The following is a 17,209-nucleotide window of genomic DNA, read 5'->3' as shown; positions in this document are numbered from 1 at the left end:
AGGCAACACAGGCAACACAGGCAAGAAAACTAAGGAGACGGACGCGTGCCCCCTCTCTTCCCGGCCCTGACCGAAGCCCCGGCCGACCGGCCCGCCCTGAGGTTCGGCGAGCGCTCACTGACGTACGGAGAACTCGCCGCCGCGGCCGGCGCCCTCACCGGTCGTATCGGCGAGGCCAGGCGGGTCGCCGTCTGGGCGACGCCCACGATGGAGACCGCCGTCGCGGTCGTCGCCGCCCTGCTGGCCGGCATCCCCGCCGTACCGCTCAACCCCAAGTCGGGCGAGAAGGAACTCGGCCACATCCTGTCCGACAGCGCCCCCGACCTGGTGCTCACGGCCCCGGAGGACCAACTCCCCTCCCCGGTACGGGACCTGCCCCGCCTCGACGTGGACGTAGACATCGACCTACACGGCACCGGCCCCGCCCCCGCTGCCGTCGAGAAGCACGCCGATGACACCGCCCCGGCCCTGATCGTCTACACCTCCGGCACCACCGGCCCGCCCAAGGGCGCCGTCATCCCACGCCGGGCGATCTCCTCGACCCTGGACGCGCTGGCCGACGCCTGGCAGTGGAGCGGGGACGACGTCCTCGTCCACGGACTGCCGCTGTTCCACGTCCACGGCCTGGTCCTGGGCACGCTCGGCCCGCTGCGGCGCGGCGGGTCGGTCCGGCACCTGGGCCGGTTCAGCACCCAGGGCGTGGCCCGCGAGCTGGCCGGCGGGGCGACGATGCTGTTCGGCGTGCCGACGATGTACCACCGGATCGCGGAGGCGGTGACGAGTGACCCGGATCTGGTGAAGGCCCTGACGGGGGCGCGGCTGCTGGTCTCCGGTTCGGCCGCGCTGCCCGTGCACGACCACGGTCGGATCGCGACGGCGACGGGACGGCGGGTGATCGAGCGCTACGGCATGACGGAGACGCTGATGAACACCAGCGTCCGCGCCGACGGCGAGGCCCGCCCGGGCACGGTCGGGGTGCCGCTGCCGGGCGTGGAGCTGCGGCTGGTCGAGGAGGACGGCTCGGAGGTCGGCGCGTACGACGGGGAGACCGTCGGCGAGATCCAGGTGCGCGGCCCGAACCTGTTCACCGAGTACCTCAACCGGCCCGACGCCACCGCCGCCGCCTTCACCTCCGACGGATGGTTCCGCACGGGCGACATGGCGGTGCGCGACCCCGACGGCTATGTGCGGATCGTCGGCCGCAAGGCCACCGACCTGATCAAGAGCGGCGGTTACAAGATCGGGGCCGGTGAGATCGAGAACGCGCTCCTCGAACACCCCGGGGTGCGGGAGGCGGCGGTGACCGGGGAGCCGGACCCCGACCTGGGCGAGCGGATCGTGGCGTGGATCGTGCCCGCCGATCCCCAGTCGCCGCCCGCCCTGGCCGAGTTGGCCGACCATGTGGCCCAGCGCCTCGCACCGCACAAGCGCCCCCGGGTCGTGCACCATCTGAACGCGCTGCCCCGCAACGACATGGGGAAGATCATGAAGCGGGCGCTGACCCATGAGTGACCGGCCGATAAGTGACCAGCCGATGAGTGACCGGCCGCTGAGTGACCAGGCGACCGGCCGCCATTCGGCTCGCGAGATCGTCACCCTCGTCACCGACGACTCCACCTTCGCCGAACTCCCCCTGTCCATAAGGAACCCCAGGCCGGACGGCCCGCTCGCCTGGCCGGGCTACGACGCCTCCCTCGCCCGTGCCGCCGAACGCACGGGCGAGCAGGAGTCCGTGGTCTGCGGCACCGCCCGGATCGGCGGTGCCCGGGCCGTGCTGATCGCGTTCGAGTTCGGCTTCCTCGGCGGCTCCCTGGGACAGCGCACCGGCGACCTGCTGGAGGCGGCGTACACGTACGCCCGTGAACACCGTCTCCCGGTGGTGCCGCTGGTCGCCACCGGCGGCAGCCGGATGCAGGAGGGCATGCTCGCGCTGACCCAGCTCCAGCGGGTGGCCCGGCAGTCGGCGCTCACCCGGGAGGCCGGACTGGCGCAGGTCGCCGTGGTGCGCGACCCGACGACCGGGGGCGGCTGGGCCACCCTCGGCGCGGGCGCGGACGTGGTCCTCGCGCTGCCCGGGGCGCAGGTCGGCTTCGCCGGCTCCCGGGTGCGGCCGGCGGACGCGGACCCGGCGGCGTACACGGCCGAGGCGCAGCTCGCGGCGGGGGCGGTGGACGCGGTCGTACGGCCGGAGGAGCTGCGCGAGGCGCTGGGGCGGTGGCTGCCGCTGCTGACGTCCCCGTCCGGCACGCCCGCCCCGCCACCGGAACCGCTCGGGGGCAGCGGGGGCCTGCCCGGCACCGGCTGGGACGCCGTACGGCGTGCCCGCTCGCCCCGGCGGCCGCGCGCCGCCGCCTATCTGGACGCCTACTTCACCCATCGGGTCGCGATCAGCGGCGACCGCTGCGGCGGCACCGACCCGGACGGCATGCTGTGCGGGTTCGGTGAACATCGGGGCCGTACGGTCGCGTACGCGGCGCAGACCGGGACCGCGACCCGCCCGGCCGGTTATCGCACCGCCGCCCGGCTGATCCGGCTCGCGGACCGGCTCGGCATCCCGGTGCTGACCCTCGTCGACACCCCGGGCGCCGCCAACGACGCGGAGGCGGAGCGGGAGGGCGCGGGTGCGGCGATCGCCGATCTGTTCGTGGCGGTGGCGGGTGCCCGTACGCCGGTGACGTCGCTGGTGATCGGCGAGGGCGGCTCCGGTGGCGCGCTGGCCCTGGCCGCGCCGGGCAACACCTGGGCCACGGCGGACAGTTACTTCTCGGTGATCGCCCCGGAGCTCGCGGCGGCCATTCTCAAGCGTCCGCCGCGCGAGGTGGAGCCGACGGCGGACCAGCTCCGCATCCGGCCGCAGGATCTGGTGGAGCTGGGGGTGATCCGGGGGACGGTGGGTCCGTAGGCGTGGTGGGTCCGTGAGTCCGGTGGATGGCCCACGGAACATCAAGTACCTTCCGTAACAATGGAAATGCTCAGTGCAGTGGGACGACGGGGGTGCCGTGGACGGGTTGGTCGAATTCAGGACCGGTGACGGTGCCGTGGTCGCGGTCGAGGGGACGGAGGAGCGGTCCGGCTCCCGACTGGTCTCCCGAGGCGACGGCACGGTCCAGGCGACCCGTACGTTCGAGGGCGCCCTGGACGGGGTGCGCTCCGCCGCCGAGTCCGCGCTGCGCGTCTTCCGGGACGGCTCGCTGAAGCCGGACGGTGTGGAGATCGAGTTCGGGGTGAAGCTGTCCGCCGAGGCGGGCGCGTTCATCGCCAAGGGGACCGCCGAGGGGCATCTCGTGGTCAAGCTGTCCTGGTCCCCGGCCGCACCGGAGGCCGGTGCTCGGGAGGCCGACGCCGCCTCATGAAGAGCGCCGAGTGGCACGCCCGGATCGAATTACACGGCCAGGTCGCCGGAGCGGGCTTCCTGGTCACCCCCAGCACGGTGCTGACCTGCGCCCATGTCGTGCAGGACGGCGACGGCCCGACGGTGACCTTCACGGAGCTGCCCGGCTCCCCCGCCGTACCCGCCCGGGTCGTCGCGCACGGCGGCTGGAGCGGCTCCAGCACCGACCTCGGTGACCTGGCCGTGCTGGAACTGGACCGGGAGATGCCCATCGCCCCGGCCGCGCTCGCCCCCGTCGACGCCGCGCTCGGCACGAGCCCCCGCAAGCTCGTCGTCTACGGCTTCCCGGCCGGTTTCGACGAGGGCACCCTCGCCGAGTACCGCGTCACCGCACCGCAGTTGATCAAACGGGAGTGGCTCCAGCTGGAGGCCTGGCATCCCGGCGGCCAGGCCCTGGCCCCCGGCTTCAGCGGGGCGGCCGTCACCCTGGCCGACACCGGCGAGGTCGTCGGCATGGTCACGGCGGCGGCCGGCAGCCGGGACGTGCGCAACGGCCGGATGATGCCCACCCAGGTCATGGCCCGCTACTGGCCCGGCCTGGAGAGCCTCGTCCCCACCTCCGACCACGCCAGTGCCGACCGGGCCCGGCTGCGCGGCCTGGTGGAGAAGGCGGCCCGCGCGGGCGTCGACTGCGACCCGGCCCGGCTCTACTCCGCCGCCGCCGACCCCTTCGACCCGCCGCCGCCCGAGGAGGGGTTCGCCTCACTGTGGTCGGCGGCCCTGTTCGTGCTGTGCGAACTCGACGGGCCGGGCGCCGCGCGGACCGTGTCCCGGTTCGCCGACCGGCTCGAAGCCCTGCTGCACACGCCGGTCGTGGAGCCGTCGGCGCCCGACTGGTCGCCGATCCTCGTCGAACTCGGGCACAGCGGAGCGGGCGACGGACTGGTCCGGGTCGAGGTGTCCGCGTACAGCGAGGGGCGACGGCACCCGGTGGACTCCGGCACGGTCGAACAGCACCGGCTGCACGCCTACGTACGGGACCGGATCGAGGCGGCCTTCCGGTATCTGACGCCCGGCGCCGACGAGTTGGTCGCGTTCGCGCTGCCCCGGGACTGGCTGGACTGGCCCGTCGACCTCTGGGAGAGCGCCCCCGACGACACGACGCCGCTCGGCTGCGTCTACCCGCTGGTCGTCACCGACCACGCCCGGCGCAAGGCCAGCACTCGGCATGTCCTGACCCGGGCGTGGAAGCGCCTGGACGCTTTGCCGGGCGCGCGGATGCACCGTGTGGAGTGCGGCGGCCCGGAGGAGCCCGGGCGGCTGCGGATGCGGATGCGGCGGCCCGACGCCTGTCTCGCCGGGTTCGGCACCGCCCCGGCCGCCTCCCGTACCAGGCCGCACTTCGACACCTCGCTCACCGCGCCGGCCCCGGTCATCGTGTGGTCGCGCGACGGCTGCGACTCGGGGCAGGAGGAGTGCGCGGGAGCGGACGGCTGCACCGGCAAGGCCTTCCTCGACGCGCTCGACGCCTGCCTCTCGGCCGTACCGCCCGCCGAACTCCCGCGCCACATCCTGGCCCTGCGCGAGGAGGCCGACGCGGAGGAGGACCACTGGGCGCACGGCATCCAACTGCTCTGGGACGACCCGCGCGTCTTCACCGACCCGCACGCGGTCGCCGCCGCGCACGCGGGGTCACCGGTGTCGCCGGTGTCCTGACCCACCCCACTCGGACACGGTCCGGGGCGCCTTGAGAACACCAGCACGAAAACGGAGAGCGGAGAGCACCCCCATGCCGCACTGGTCGGTCTACACCGGCAGGAACGAGCCGCACGACGGCATCGACCACCTCCCCGTCCCCCCGCCCTGGCGCGACTTCGACGGCGGGCCCGCCCTGCCGCCGCCCGGCGACGCCGACGACGCCACAGCCGTCTCGCCCGACCGCCTGCACCGGGCCAAGTCCTATGTGGCCACGGCGGAGAGCGTCCGGCTCGTCAACGCCGCGCTGTGCCTGCGCCGCCCCCTGCTCGTCACCGGCCCGCCCGGCACGGGCAAGTCCTCACTGGCGTACGCAGTGGCGCGCGAGCTGCGGCTCGGCCCGGTGCTGCGCTGGAACATCACCAGCCGCAGCTCCCTGTCCGACGGCCTCTACCAGTACGACCCGCTGTCCCGGCTGTACGCGGCCCGGGAGCGGCAGGGCCGGGAAGAGCGGGACCGTCCGGCCGCCGGCGATGTCGAGGACCATCTGCGCCTCGGCCCGCTCGGCACGGCCCTGCTCCCCTACGACCGGCCCCGGGCCCTGCTCGTCGACGAGATCGACAAGAGCGACCTCGACCTGCCGAACGACCTGCTGAACGTCCTGGAGGAGGGCCAGTACGAGATCCCCGAACTGGTCCGCGCCGCCCGCCACTCGGACGATACGGCGGCCGAGGTCCTCGCCGACGGCACCGACACCCCCGTCGCCGTCCGGCGCGGCCGGGTCCGCTGCCGGGCCTTCCCGTTCGTCGTACTGACCAGCAACGGCGAACGCGAGTTCCCGCCCGCCTTCCTGCGCCGCTGCGTCCGGCTGAAGCTGCGCCGCCCCGACCGCGAGCAGCTCACCGAGATCGTCCGCGCCCACCTCGACACCCCGGACGCCGCCGCCGACCGTCTCATCACCCGCTTCCTGGAGCGTGCGGGCGGCGGCGAACTCGCCACCGACCAGCTCCTGAACGCCCTCTACCTCACCGGAGTCTCCGGCCTGGACGCGGCGTCCCGTGACGACCTCGCCGAGCAGCTGATGCCGTATCTCAGCGCGACGGCCGACGGCGATGGCTTCTGACCCCGAGCGGGAGCGCCCTCAGCCGGACCGGGCAGGCGCCGCCTCGGGCGCCCCCGGCGGCGGCCCGTCGGCGGTCAGCGACCACGCGGCCGGAACTCGGCCCCCACACGCCGATCGCGAGGCGCGTGGCGGCCCCTCGCCGGTCGGCGACCGCACGGCCGGGTCCCGGCGCGCACCCGCCGATCGCGAGGCGGGGCGATCCCCCGTAGCCCGCCTGGCCGCGGCACTGTCCGCCGCCGGTGCGTCGCCCACACCCCGGGAGCTGGCGGAACTGCTGTGGCTGGCGGGCCTGTTGGAGGCCGACGGGACGTCTGGGGAAGACCCCCGGCCCGAGCTGCCCACGCCGCGCACCACGCCCGAAGAGCCTGCCGAGGCCGACCCCCCGGCCGCTCCCGTGCCACCACCCCCCTCCGAGCCTCCCCCGACCGCCCCGGCGACCGACCGCGTCCCCCTGCACCTGCCCGCACCACGCGCCCCGGGCCCCGCCGAGGGGGACGGAACCGGAGGCGGTTCCCCCCTGCTCGCCCCCGCACCCCCGATGCTGCCCCACCCGCTCGCGCTGCAGCGTGCCCTGCGCCCGTTGCAGCGCAAGGTGCCCTCCCCGCATCTGCGCGTGCTGGACGAACGGGCGACGGCCGACCGGATCGCCCGGCTCGGCGCCCACCCCGACATCTGGCTCCCGGTGCTGCGCCCGGCCCCCGACCGCTGGCTGCGGCTGAACCTCGTGCACGACATCGGCCCCACCATGCCGGTCTGGCGCCCTCTGGTGAGCGAACTGCACACGGCCCTCGCCCAGTCGGGCATCTTCCGTACGGTCACCCTGCATCCGGCCACACCCGACGGCCGGGCCCGCCAGGTCCCCGTCCTCGACGACGGCCGTACGGTCACCCTCGTCGTCAGCGACTGCATGGGCCCGCAGTGGCGCCCCGGCGAGGCGGGCGAGCGCTGGTACCGCACACTGCGGCACTGGGCCCGCCGCATGCCGCTCGCCGTGGTCCAGCCCCTGCCGGAACACCTCTGGCCGACCACGGCACTCCCCGCCGAACCGGGCCTGCTGACCGCGCCGTCCACGGCGGCGCCCTCGGCGACCCTCGCCTTCGCCCCGTACGAAGCCACGCCCGCCCCCGACCGGGCCCTGCCCCTGCCGGTGCTGGAACCGGGCGCGCCCTGGCTCGCCCACTGGGCGGCCCTGGTCTGCGACCCCGGCGGCGTCCGCACCCCGGGCGCGGCGGCCTGGCTGCCGCCCGCCCCCGCGCCACCCGCCGAACCGGTCCCCGACCTCGCCTCGGCGTCCCCGGAGGACCTGGTGCTGCGCTTTCGCGCGACCGCGTCCCCGGAGGCCTTCCGTCTCGCGGGGCATCTCGCGCTGGCGGTGCCCTCGGTGCCGGTGATGCGCCTCGTCCAGCGCACCGTGGACCGCGACCCGCACCCCCGGCATCTCGCCGAGGTGATCCTCAGCGGCATGCTCGCGGCAGCCCCGGGCCCGCCCGGCTCCTACGAATTCCGGCCCGGCGTACGGGAGTTGCTGCTGCGCTCCCTGCCGCGCACGGCCCGGGGCCGGACCCGGGAGTTCCTCGAACGGGTCGGCGGTCTGATCGACGAACGCGCGGGGCTCGCGGCCGGGGAGTTCCGGGCCGAGACGGACGGCGGACAGAACGGCTCGGGCCCGGCGTTCGCGACGGTGAGCGAGGAGACGGTACGGCGGCTGGGCGGGCCGGGCCTCGGGACCACCCGGGCCGAACCGGAGCGGACGGCGCCCGAAGAGGCCGCCGGCCCCACGATCCTCTTCGAGGCAGACGACCTCACCGGTCACCCCGAGGCGCGCATCACCCTCGAGTACGCGGTGCACGAGATGCTCTCCCGGGGCGCCCTCGCCGCCCACCAGACCGACGTCCGGGTCCGCGGCAACGGCTACGTGGTCCACACCGAGCCCGGCACCTACGTCCTGCCCGTGCTGGTCGCGGTGGTGCGCTGGCTTCCCGAGGTGCTGACCGGGCTCGTGGACCCGCCACCCCTCACCGTGACGTTCTGGGACGGACCCACCCCGCCGGAGGTGACGGCGCCCGTGAACGCCGACCTCCAGGTGGTCGTCTCCCCTGCCGTGTACGAGCAGTTCGCCGGCAGCTCGGCGGCCCAGGGGCCCCGGCGCTTCCAGCCGCTCTACCAGGGCGGCGCCACGGACACCCCGCCCGTCGCCTGGTACTGCCCGCTGTCCCCCTCCACGGCCCCGGAACCCGAGGACCGCGACCTGGTGCGGGGGCCCTTCATCACCCACGATCTGCGCCGGCTCGGCATACCGGCCCCGGGGCGCACGGCCGTCGTCCACACCCAGCCGGACGGGCCGCTCACCCTCCTCAACCCCGCCAGGCCGCACGGCGCCCGGCCACCGCGGCACGTCACGTACTACGAGGTGGACCTCACCACGCGCCAGTCCCACCACCGGGTCTCCCTGCCCAGCTCCGGCAAGGGCGCCTTCGCCGCCGCGGTCGAGCTGTCCTGGCACGTGGACGATCCGGTCGCCTTCGTGCGCGGCGAGGTCGCCCGGGTGTCGGAGCCGCTGCTGGAGCATCTGCTGGAGGAGGCGGCCAGGATCACCCGTAGGCATCCGCTGCGCCGGGCGGGCGCGGCCCAGCGCGCGGTCAACGCCGGGCTGCGCCGCTGGCCCGTGCCGGGGCTGTCGGTGACGGCGTCGGTGCAGCTCGCCCCGGAGGGGGCGGCCCTGCCCGCGCCGCAGGGCCCGGCCCCGTCGGCGCGCCCGCTGTCCGCTCTCCTCGGCGACGCCGAGAGCGTGCTGCTGGGCTTCGACGGTCCGGTGGCCCGCCTGTTCTCGGCGACCACCGCGCGCGAGGCCGCCCTCGACCTGCTCGCCCTGGTCGCCGAGCACCGCGACCCGAAGGACACCGTGGGCGGGGCGGGTCCGGAGACGTTCGTCCATCCGCTGGACGTCCTGCGGGCGTTCGCCCACGACCGGCTCGGCCCGCTGCTCCGGGACCGCCTGGACCAGCTCGAACTGCTGGCGCTCCCCGCCGCGCCGACCACCCACAACTGTGTGCCGCTGGTCCGCGCCCTGCACGACTGCGGACGCCGTGTCAGCGTGGTCACGGACGTGGGCGCCCCGGCCGTCCACCGCTACCTTCAGCCCTACCACCTCCCCCTGGCCGGGGTCCACGGCCGCGGCGAGGACCTCGCCCTGCTGACCCCGCACCCCGACTGTCTCCTGCGCGCGATGCACTCCTCCGGCGGCGCGGCCGCGACCGGTGTGCTCATCGGCTCCACGGTCGCCGAACTCACCGCCGCCCAGCAGGCCGGCCTGCGCTTCATCGGCCTCGCCCGCAACGCCACGGCCGCCCGGCACCTCGGCGAGGCGGGCTGCGAGACCACCGTCACCTCCCTGGCCCCCCTCCTGGAGGCCGCGCGCTCGCTGCGGTCGTAGCCGCGCCGAACCCCCCGTTCGGCGGCACCCCACCCGGCCCCCTCGGAAAGGCGGCCCCGGCCCCTTGCGCGCACGATGGCGAGGGAGGCCCGCCGTCTGGCGGCCCTCCACGGTCTGCGCTCTCGGGAGGACCTGCCATGACCGCCAGTCTGGAGCAGTTGCGCCGCTGCCACTTCGCCGTCGACCTGGGTGCGGCCCGTACGCGCGTCTACGTCAAGGGCGCCGGGCTCGTCGTCGACCAGCCGTCCGCCGCCGCCGTGAACACCCGCACCGGCGCCCTGATCGCGGTCGGCGAGCTCGCCGAGAAGATGACGGGCCGTACACCGCACTACATCCGGGTGGTCCGGCCGGTCTCCGGCGGCACGGTCGTGGACATCGAGATGGCCCAGCGCATGCTGCGGCACCTGCTCGGCGACAAGATGCGCCGCAGCCTGCGCCGCAAGCCGATCCTGCGCGCCGCGGCCTGCACCCCGCACGACGCCGATCCGCTGGCCCAGCGCGCCGCGATCGAGACCCTGGTCGGTCTCGGGGCCCGCCGGGTGGAGCTGGTCGACACGCTGATCGCCGCCGCCGTCGGCTGCGGGCTGCCCGTGGAGCAGCCCGAGGCCACCATGATCATGGTGTGCGGGGCGGCGGCCACGCAGGTGGCCGTGCTGTCCCTGGGCGCGATCGTCACCGCGGAGCGCATTCCGGTGGGCGGCGAGGCCGTCGACCACGCGATCGTGCAGCACCTGCGTCACCAGCACGAGCTGATGCTGCCGAGCCAGTCCGTACGGCCGTTGCAGCTGGCCCTGTCCGGCAACGGCCTCACCCCGCACGGCCCGGCTTCCACGGAGATCCACGGCAGGGACGTCGCCACCGGCCTGGCCCGCTCGGTCCAGGTCGACACCGCCGCCGTACGGGACGCCATCCAGACGCCGCTCACCGCGATCCTCGACGGCATCGGCAAGGTGCTGCGGGACTGCCCGCCCGACCTGGTCGCCGACCTGGGCGAACGGGGCATCATGATGGTCGGCGGCAGCGCCCTGCTGCCGGGCCTGGACGAGATGCTGCGCGAGGCGACCGGGATGCCCGTGCGCATCGCCGAGCGCCCGGACGTGTGTGCCGTACAGGGCCTCGGCGCCATGCTGGAGGGCAAGATCGAACCGCTGGCGCTGGATCCGCTGGGCGCCTGAGCCGCCCCGGGTCCGTCAGCGGACGAACCAGCAGCGCACCGTCGTACCGCCGTCGCCCCGGTGCACCCGCACCAGGTCGGCGATCAGGTTGACCAGGAGGATCCCGCGCCCGCCGCGCTGGTCACGGGGGACGGGCCGGCGCCCGGCCAGAACGTCGGCGAGCCGTCCCCCGTCGCGCACCTCGCAGACCACGTACCCGTCCTCGGTCCACATCCGCAGCACACCCGAACCACCGCCGTGCACCACGCTGTTCGTGGTGAGCTCGGCCGTGGCCAGGGCCAGGTCGTCCAGCTTGACGCCGGTCAGTCCGAGCCGCGCCGCCTCGCCGACGGCCACGTGCCGGGCCGGGGAGAGCGAGTCGGAGTCGAAGGGGAACGTCAGCGCGTCCGGCACGGGCGGCAGCGGCTCGTTGTAGCGGTCGACGACGGCCCAGGGGGCGTACGCCTCGCTGTCCTGCTCCGCCCGGGAGCCGGAGGGGATGACGGTGGGGTGGGTGGCGTGCGCGTCGGCGAGGACGTGCTCGGGGAGTTCCTGGACGTCGTAGGGACACAGGATGGTCGCCGTACGGCCCCGGAAGGCCGCGTTGATGAGCGCCTCGTGCTGGGCGCAGGCGGGATACTCGGTGGCGGAGCGCCCGGCCCAGACGGGCTCGCCGATGATGCGTACCCGGCGGCCGGACGGCTGGGCGTCGGCGAACGCGCGGAGCACGCCCGGGATGATCCGGCCCGGGTTGCGCCCGGCCTCCCGCATGTCCAGGAACCTCACGGCGTCCGCGGCCTCGCCCAGGGCGTCCCGGATGAGCGCGAGGTTCTTGCCGGGCACCGCGACCGCCACGGGCTCGCCGGCCGCGAGGCCGTCGCGCACGAAGGGCACGGTGCCGTCGAGGTACTCCTGCTCGTCCCGGTAGAAGAGCGCGGGGTGGACGAAGGGGGCGAGGGGCCCGAAGGGCTCGGTGAGGGCGGTGGTCATGACGTCGACACCTCGATTCCCTCCTGGTCGGGCCACAGCAGATCCAGCGTCCGTCGCAGGGCCGGCGGCGGTCGGCGCACCACGAACCTGCGGCCGTCCCTGAGCTGCCCCGCCGCGGCCGCGAGCGCGCCGGCGCCCGCGACGTCGACGAACGTCACGTCGGACAGCTCCAGGTAGTACACGTCCTCATCCTCGCGAACGGCCTGCTCCAGTACGCCTTCCCAGATCGCGCGGGTCGTCAGGCCGACTTCTCCCGCCGCCCTGACCCCCTGCCGCCCGGCCAGCGGAAACACCGCCAGGCCCGGCACGCGGGGTCCGGCGGCAGGCACCTGATATGGAGTGTTCAAGCCCCTCTCCCCACGCTCGCGGACCACAGCGCTCGTACCCGCCCGGGAAAAACCCATGCCCCCGAAGCGGGTGTAGTACGCCGTGAGGCGGGCAGGCGCACGTCACACCGACGTCCACCGGGGGGGCGACGTGATCGTTGCACAGTCCGGCGGGGACCGATGACGACCGACGAGGACCGACAGGGCGGTGACATGACGTCAGCGGCATCACCACACCTCACAGGAGGGCTGAACACCCTGGTCATCAGTGGCCGCGTCGACGCGGACCGGGCCGAGCTCACCCCGCGCGGTGAGCTCGTCCAGGGCTGCGCGGACATCCTGGCGAGAACCCTGGCCGAGCTGCCGGCCACGATCACCCGGGTCGAGCTGGACATGGGGCGCGTGCACTTCATGGACACGGCCGGGCTGCGGTTCCTGGACGTGCTGGGCGACTACGGCCGTCAGCGTGCGACGACGACGATCACCACCACGAACTGGAACGGCCAGCCGCGCCGGATCCTGGAACTGGCCGGCCTGGACACCACGGACCCGCTGCGCACCGCGCCCCACGACCCGGCCGCCTCGCCCCTCTCCGCGGTCGCCCTGGAACGCGCGGAGCGCCTGCACGTCCTGCAGTCGGAGGTCGAGCAGCTCCGCCAGGCCATCGCCTCCCGCCCGGTCATCGACCAGGCCCGCGGCATCCTCATGGCCACCCACGGCTGCACCTCCGACCAGGCCTGGCACATCCTCCGCGAGACGTCCCAGCTCTCCAACACCAAGCTCCGCGACGTGGCCGCCGCGGTCACCGCCAGCGCCCAGTCCGACGGCCCTCCCCCACCCCCCGAACTCCGCACAGCCCTGAACAAGGCCCTGACCCGCCACCACCACAACTGACGACGGGCCCGGGACCCACCCACAGGGGGTACGCCGCGGCAGCCGCCTGTCGGACCAGACCCCGGACAAACCCCCCTCCCCCGCAGCAACCCACTTGATCAGCGCAATACCTGGACGTACCGCTCTCGTTGTGAGCGATGTGCCTCCCGCGACCCCAGACCCGGCAGACCGACGCACGACCGCCGCTCGGACGGTGATCGGCGACGACCCGGCGCTGCGGGCGGCCTACCGGCTGTGCCGGGTCCGGACCAGGCGGGAGGACCCCGCGGAGTACGCCCTGATCCAGCTGGTGCCCGCCCCGCTGCGCCCGGCGCTGCACGCCCTGTGGGCGGCGGCCAACGCGCTGGACGACCTGGGCGACGACCGCACCGCACCGGCGGCCGACCGGGCCGTCCGGGTCGAGGAGTGGATCAGCGCCCTGCACCGCGAACTGCCCACCGGCACCAGCCAGGACCCCGTCCGCCACGCCCTCGTGGACACCGCGGGCCGCTGGCGCCTGGACCTGTCGGAACTGCAAGCCGCCATGGTCCAGGTCCAGGAGGACACCGAGGGCAGGCACTTCACCGACTGGACCGAGTGGCGCACCTGGGGCCGGGACAACCTGCTGCCCTGGTTCGGCCAGGTCCGCACGCTCTTCGACCGGGCCGGGGTGCCCGTGGCGCTCCGGCTGGACACCCGGGAGACCTACGAGGAGTTCCTCGACGGCGTCCGGCTCACGGACATCCTCACCGACCTGTCCGCCGACCTCGCCCAGGGCGACCTCCTGCTGCCCGGCGAGGCCCTCGACAACCACCCCGGATCCGCCGCCGACTTGGCGCACCGCCGCTGGAGCCCCGCCGTGTCCGCCCTGGTCACGGAGCTGACCGGGCTGGCGCGCCGGTGGGTGACCCAGGAGAGCCTCAGCCGCGGCATGCACCCCGGCCCCGCCACCGTCCTGCACACGATGGCGGCCCTGCTGCGCGCCCAGCTCGACGCCATCGACGCCGCCGGACCGGGCGTACTCCAGGCCCCGCCCCGGCCCGCGCCCCTCACCCGCGCCCGGATCCTCGCCCCCGCCCGGGCCCGCGCGGCCCTGGCCTGGAGCCTGACCCCCCTGACGGTGCCGCCCGCACACCAGCCCGCCCACGGCAGACGCCCCGCCCTCACCCGCCCGGCCCCCACCACGGCGTTCCGCTCCCCACCACCCCACCCGACCGGCGAACGCCCTCCGGAGATCCCGCCCGTCCATCTGCCCGCCCACGTCGCCGTGATCATGGACGGCAACGGCCGCTGGGCCCAGCAGCGGGGCCTCCCCCGCCACGAGGGTCACCGCGCCGGCGCCACCGCCGTCCGCGAAGTGGTCCACGGCGCCCTGGACATCGGCCTACGGCACCTGACGCTCTACACCTTCTCCACCGAGAACTGGCACCGCGACACCGAAGAGGTCGACGCGATCCTCGACCTCCTGCGCGGTGAACTGACCGACGACCCCTTCCGCGACCTCGACGTCCGCCTGACCTGGCACGGCCGCCCCGGCCGCCTGCCGCCCGACCTGGTCGACCTCCTCCACCTCCGGGAGCGCACCACCCGCTCCCGCACGGGCCTGACCCTGACGATGTGCATCGACTACGGAGGCCGGGACGAACTCACCCGAACGGCCGCCGCCCTGGCCCGCCGCACCCGGGCCGGCCACCTGGATCCCGACCTGATCACCGAGGACGACTTCGCCCGGCACCTCCCCCGCCCCGACCTGCCGGACGTCGACCTGCTCTGGCGCACGGGCGGCGAACACCGCGTCTCCAACTTCCTGCCCTGGCACACCGCCTACGCCGAACTCCACTTCACCCCCGCCCTCTGGCCCGACACCGACCGCCGCGACCTCTGGCACGCCCTCACCACCTACACCCACCGCCAACGCCGCCACGGCACGACTCCGGCCACCACGGGTCCACTGGAATAGACGCGTGAGCCTCCACGAGGCTCAGGTCGACCGCGCGGGAGTAGCCGCCAGGCTGGCGAGGAGTTTGAGGCGGTCTTCGGAGGTCGTGCCCGGTTCGGCGGTGTAGAGGCTCAGGTCGTGCACGGCTCGGGGGGAGACGGGCAGGTCCAGGGAGTGGAAGGTCAGGTCCAGGAGGCCGACCTCGGGGTGCTGGAGCCGTTTGGTGCCCTCGTGGCGGATGCGGACGTCGTGCGCGGCCCACATGGTGCGGAAGTCGGCGCTGGCCGTGGACAGTTCACCGATGAGTTCGCGCAGGGCCCGGTCATGCGGTTCGCGCCCGGCCTCGGCACGCAACAGCGCCACGGTCATGGCGGCGCCGGAGGCCCAGTCGACGAAGAAGTCCTGTGAGCCCGGGTCGAGGAAGTGGTAGCGGGCGAAGTTGGCGCGGCCCCGCGAGTCGGCGGTGGGGCTGGCGAACATCGGCGCGTGCAGGGCCCTGGCCAGCGGGTTGGTGGCGACGACGTCCAGGCGGCCGTTGCGTACGAAGGCGGCGGACAGGGCGACGGAGTCCAGCAGCCACTGGATGCGGGGCGGGACCTCGACGTCCCTGCGGCGGGACGGCGTGCGCCGGGCGGGCCGGGCGGCGCGTGCCAGGTCGAACAGATAGGTGCGTTCGTCGTCGTCCAACTGCAGGGCCTGGGCGACCGCGGCGAGCACGTCCTCGGAGACGCCGCTGATGTGGCCCTTCTCCAGGCGGGTGTACCACTCGGTGCTCACCCCGGCGAGCACGGCGACCTCCTCGCGCCTGAGCCCCGGCACCCGGCGCCGGGCACTGGTCGGCAGCCCGGCCCGCTCCGGCGTGATCTTGGCGCGGCGGCTGGCGAGAAAGTCCCGGATCTCCGTGCGGTGGTCACTGCTGTGGTCGGCCATGCGTTCCACGGTAGCCACCGCGGGGTGCGGAGGGAGGTTGAGCTTGTACCCCCCATAAACGCAACCTTCTCCACCCGCCGCAGGGCCGGTTTCGTGGGTTCCGCACACCGGACAGCACCCCACGGAGTTGATGCATGAGTACGCGAGGAGCGACCCTCCACGCCCCCGCCGAGACCGTACGGGCCGACAACCCCGAGCCTTCGTCCGCCCGGCTGCCGCTCGTCGTCCACGTGCTCGCGCTCGGCACGTTCCTGATGGGCACCACCGAGTTCGTCGTGGCCGGCCTGCTGCCCGAGATCGCGGGCGATCTGCGGGTCGGCGTGGCCCGGACCGGGCTGCTGATCACCGTCTTCGCCGTCGGGATGATCGTCGGCGCCCCGCTGATGGCGATGCTGACGCTGCGGCTGCCCAAGCGGCTGACCCTGATGCTCGCCCTGGGCGTCTTCGCCGCCGGGCACGTCGTCGTGGCGCTCGGCTCCAGCTTCAGCCTGCTGCTGGCGGCACGGTTCCTGACCGCGATCGCCACCGGCGCGTTCTGGGCCGTGGCCAACGTGGCCGCCGCGCACGCCGCGGGCCCGGCCGCCCGCTCCCGCGCCCTCGGGGTCGTCGGGGCCGGAGCGATGCTCGCCAACGTCGTCGGCGTACCGCTGGGCGCGTTCGCCGGGCAGCTCATGGGCTGGCGGGGACCCTTCTGGGCCCTGGCCGCCGCCTCCGCCGCGGCCATCGCGCTGATCGCCCGCACCGTCCCCGACGACGGCCCGGACCGGTACACGGGCTCGATCCGCTCCGAGCTGACCGCCCTGCGCTCCGGCCGCCTGTGGCTGGTCCTGGCCGCCTGCGCGACCACGACCGGCGGTGTCCTGGCCGCGTACTCCTACATCGCGCCCCTGCTGACCGACCGGACCGGTCTCGCCGCCGGGCTGGTGCCGCTGGTCCTCGTCGGCTTCGGCGTCGGAGCCCTCGCGGGCTCGATCATCGGTGGCCGTCTGGGCGACCGCCGCCCCCACACGGTGACCGTCGTCGCCGCCGCGGGCGCCGCCCTCCTGCTGATGGCGATCGTCCTGCTGGCCGGCTCCGCCCCGGTCACGGTCGTCCTGATCGGCCTGCTGGGATTCTTCGGCCTCGGCGCCAACCCGGTCCTGATGGCCCTGGCCGTCCGCTACGCGGGCCGGGCACCCACCCTGGCCTCCGCCCTGACCGTCTCGGCGTTCAACCTCGGCACCGCCGCCGGCTCCTGGACCGCCGGACTCACCCTCGACTCCGGCCTCGGATCCACGGGCCCCGCCGTCGTCGGCACCGCCGTCGCCGCCCTCACCCTGATCCCCACCCTCACCCTCGCCCTGCGGCGGCACCGCCGCACCGGCGCCGCCTCCCGGAGTGCGGCCTCCGTCCACGCCGACCAGGCCTGACCCGCT

General features: G+C 74.7%; 13 protein-coding genes. 10 read left to right on the top strand and 3 right to left on the bottom strand.

Going from position 1 to position 17,209, the window contains the following annotated elements:
* The first annotated feature begins 45 nt into the window (after positions 1-45).
* The 7 genes from NNW99_RS26445 (at position 46) to NNW99_RS26415 (ending at position 10,757) form a co-directional block, all read left to right on the top strand.
* Positions 46-1,512 carry an acyl-CoA synthetase gene (locus NNW99_RS26445; protein ID WP_215121615.1) on the top strand — a complete coding sequence of 489 codons (1,467 nt, stop codon included), beginning with the start codon at positions 46-48 and terminating at the stop codon, positions 1,510-1,512.
* Between the two features lie 22 nt (positions 1,513-1,534).
* On the top strand, positions 1,535-2,902 hold the full coding sequence (locus NNW99_RS26440) for a carboxyl transferase domain-containing protein (RefSeq protein ID WP_215121614.1): 1,368 nt from the start codon (positions 1,535-1,537) through the stop codon (positions 2,900-2,902).
* Positions 2,903-2,999: 97 nt separating this feature from the next.
* Positions 3,000-3,353: a CU044_2847 family protein gene (locus NNW99_RS26435; protein ID WP_215124468.1), complete on the top strand. Its 354-nt coding sequence runs from the start codon at positions 3,000-3,002 to the stop codon at positions 3,351-3,353.
* On the top strand, positions 3,350-5,047 hold the full coding sequence (locus NNW99_RS26430) for a trypsin-like peptidase domain-containing protein (protein WP_215121612.1): 1,698 nt from the start codon (positions 3,350-3,352) through the stop codon (positions 5,045-5,047). Before NNW99_RS26435 ends, NNW99_RS26430 begins: the two co-directional genes overlap by 4 nt.
* A 73-nt stretch (positions 5,048-5,120) precedes the next feature.
* Positions 5,121-6,149: a MoxR family ATPase gene (locus tag NNW99_RS26425; RefSeq protein ID WP_215121611.1), complete on the top strand. Its 1,029-nt coding sequence runs from the start codon at positions 5,121-5,123 to the stop codon at positions 6,147-6,149.
* Positions 6,139-9,582, top strand: a complete 3,444-nt coding sequence (locus NNW99_RS26420) for an SAV_2336 N-terminal domain-related protein (protein WP_251057947.1) — start codon at positions 6,139-6,141, stop codon at positions 9,580-9,582. The genes NNW99_RS26425 and NNW99_RS26420 overlap by 11 nt, the downstream gene beginning before the upstream one ends.
* 137 nt (positions 9,583-9,719) lie before the next feature.
* Positions 9,720-10,757 (top strand): rod shape-determining protein, encoded by a 1,038-nt coding sequence (locus NNW99_RS26415; RefSeq protein WP_215121610.1) that lies wholly within the window; start codon positions 9,720-9,722, stop codon positions 10,755-10,757.
* Positions 10,758-10,772: 15 nt separating this feature from the next.
* On the opposite strand, the gene NNW99_RS26410 is transcribed toward NNW99_RS26415, so the two are convergent.
* Together NNW99_RS26410 and NNW99_RS26405 are read right to left on the bottom strand one after the other, a co-directional pair.
* The gene (locus NNW99_RS26410) at positions 10,773-11,726 is read right to left on the bottom strand and encodes a sensor histidine kinase (protein WP_215121609.1); all 954 of its coding nucleotides are present in this window, start codon (positions 11,724-11,726) and stop codon (positions 10,773-10,775) included.
* Complete coding sequence (locus tag NNW99_RS26405) at positions 11,723-12,073, bottom strand: STAS domain-containing protein (RefSeq protein WP_251057946.1); 351 nt, start codon at positions 12,071-12,073, stop codon at positions 11,723-11,725. Before NNW99_RS26405 ends, NNW99_RS26410 begins: the two co-directional genes overlap by 4 nt.
* 192 nt (positions 12,074-12,265) lie before the next feature.
* On the opposite strand from NNW99_RS26405, the gene NNW99_RS26400 reads away from it, so the two are divergent.
* Both NNW99_RS26400 and uppS read left to right on the top strand, forming a co-directional pair.
* Complete coding sequence (locus tag NNW99_RS26400; RefSeq protein ID WP_215124466.1) at positions 12,266-12,946, top strand: ANTAR domain-containing protein; 681 nt, start codon at positions 12,266-12,268, stop codon at positions 12,944-12,946.
* A 193-nt stretch (positions 12,947-13,139) separates the two neighbouring features.
* Positions 13,140-14,885, top strand: a complete 1,746-nt coding sequence (gene uppS, locus NNW99_RS26395; RefSeq protein ID WP_215121607.1) for a polyprenyl diphosphate synthase — start codon at positions 13,140-13,142, stop codon at positions 14,883-14,885.
* Between the two features lie 21 nt (positions 14,886-14,906).
* Here uppS and NNW99_RS26390 read toward each other — a convergent pair whose 3' ends face one another.
* Entirely contained in the window at positions 14,907-15,794 is an 888-nt protein-coding gene (locus NNW99_RS26390) for a helix-turn-helix transcriptional regulator (RefSeq protein ID WP_215121606.1), read from the bottom strand.
* A gap of 134 nt (positions 15,795-15,928) precedes the next feature.
* On the opposite strand from NNW99_RS26390, the gene NNW99_RS26385 reads away from it, so the two are divergent.
* Complete coding sequence (locus NNW99_RS26385) at positions 15,929-17,203, top strand: MFS transporter (RefSeq protein WP_215121605.1); 1,275 nt, start codon at positions 15,929-15,931, stop codon at positions 17,201-17,203.
* The last annotated feature ends 6 nt before the right edge of the window (positions 17,204-17,209 follow it).

The organism is Streptomyces sp. CRCS-T-1 (genome assembly GCF_024442335.1).
GTDB classification, from domain to species: Bacteria; Actinomycetota; Actinomycetes; order Streptomycetales; family Streptomycetaceae; genus Streptomyces; species Streptomyces koelreuteriae.
This window is presented reverse-complemented; position numbering and strand designations above follow the sequence as displayed.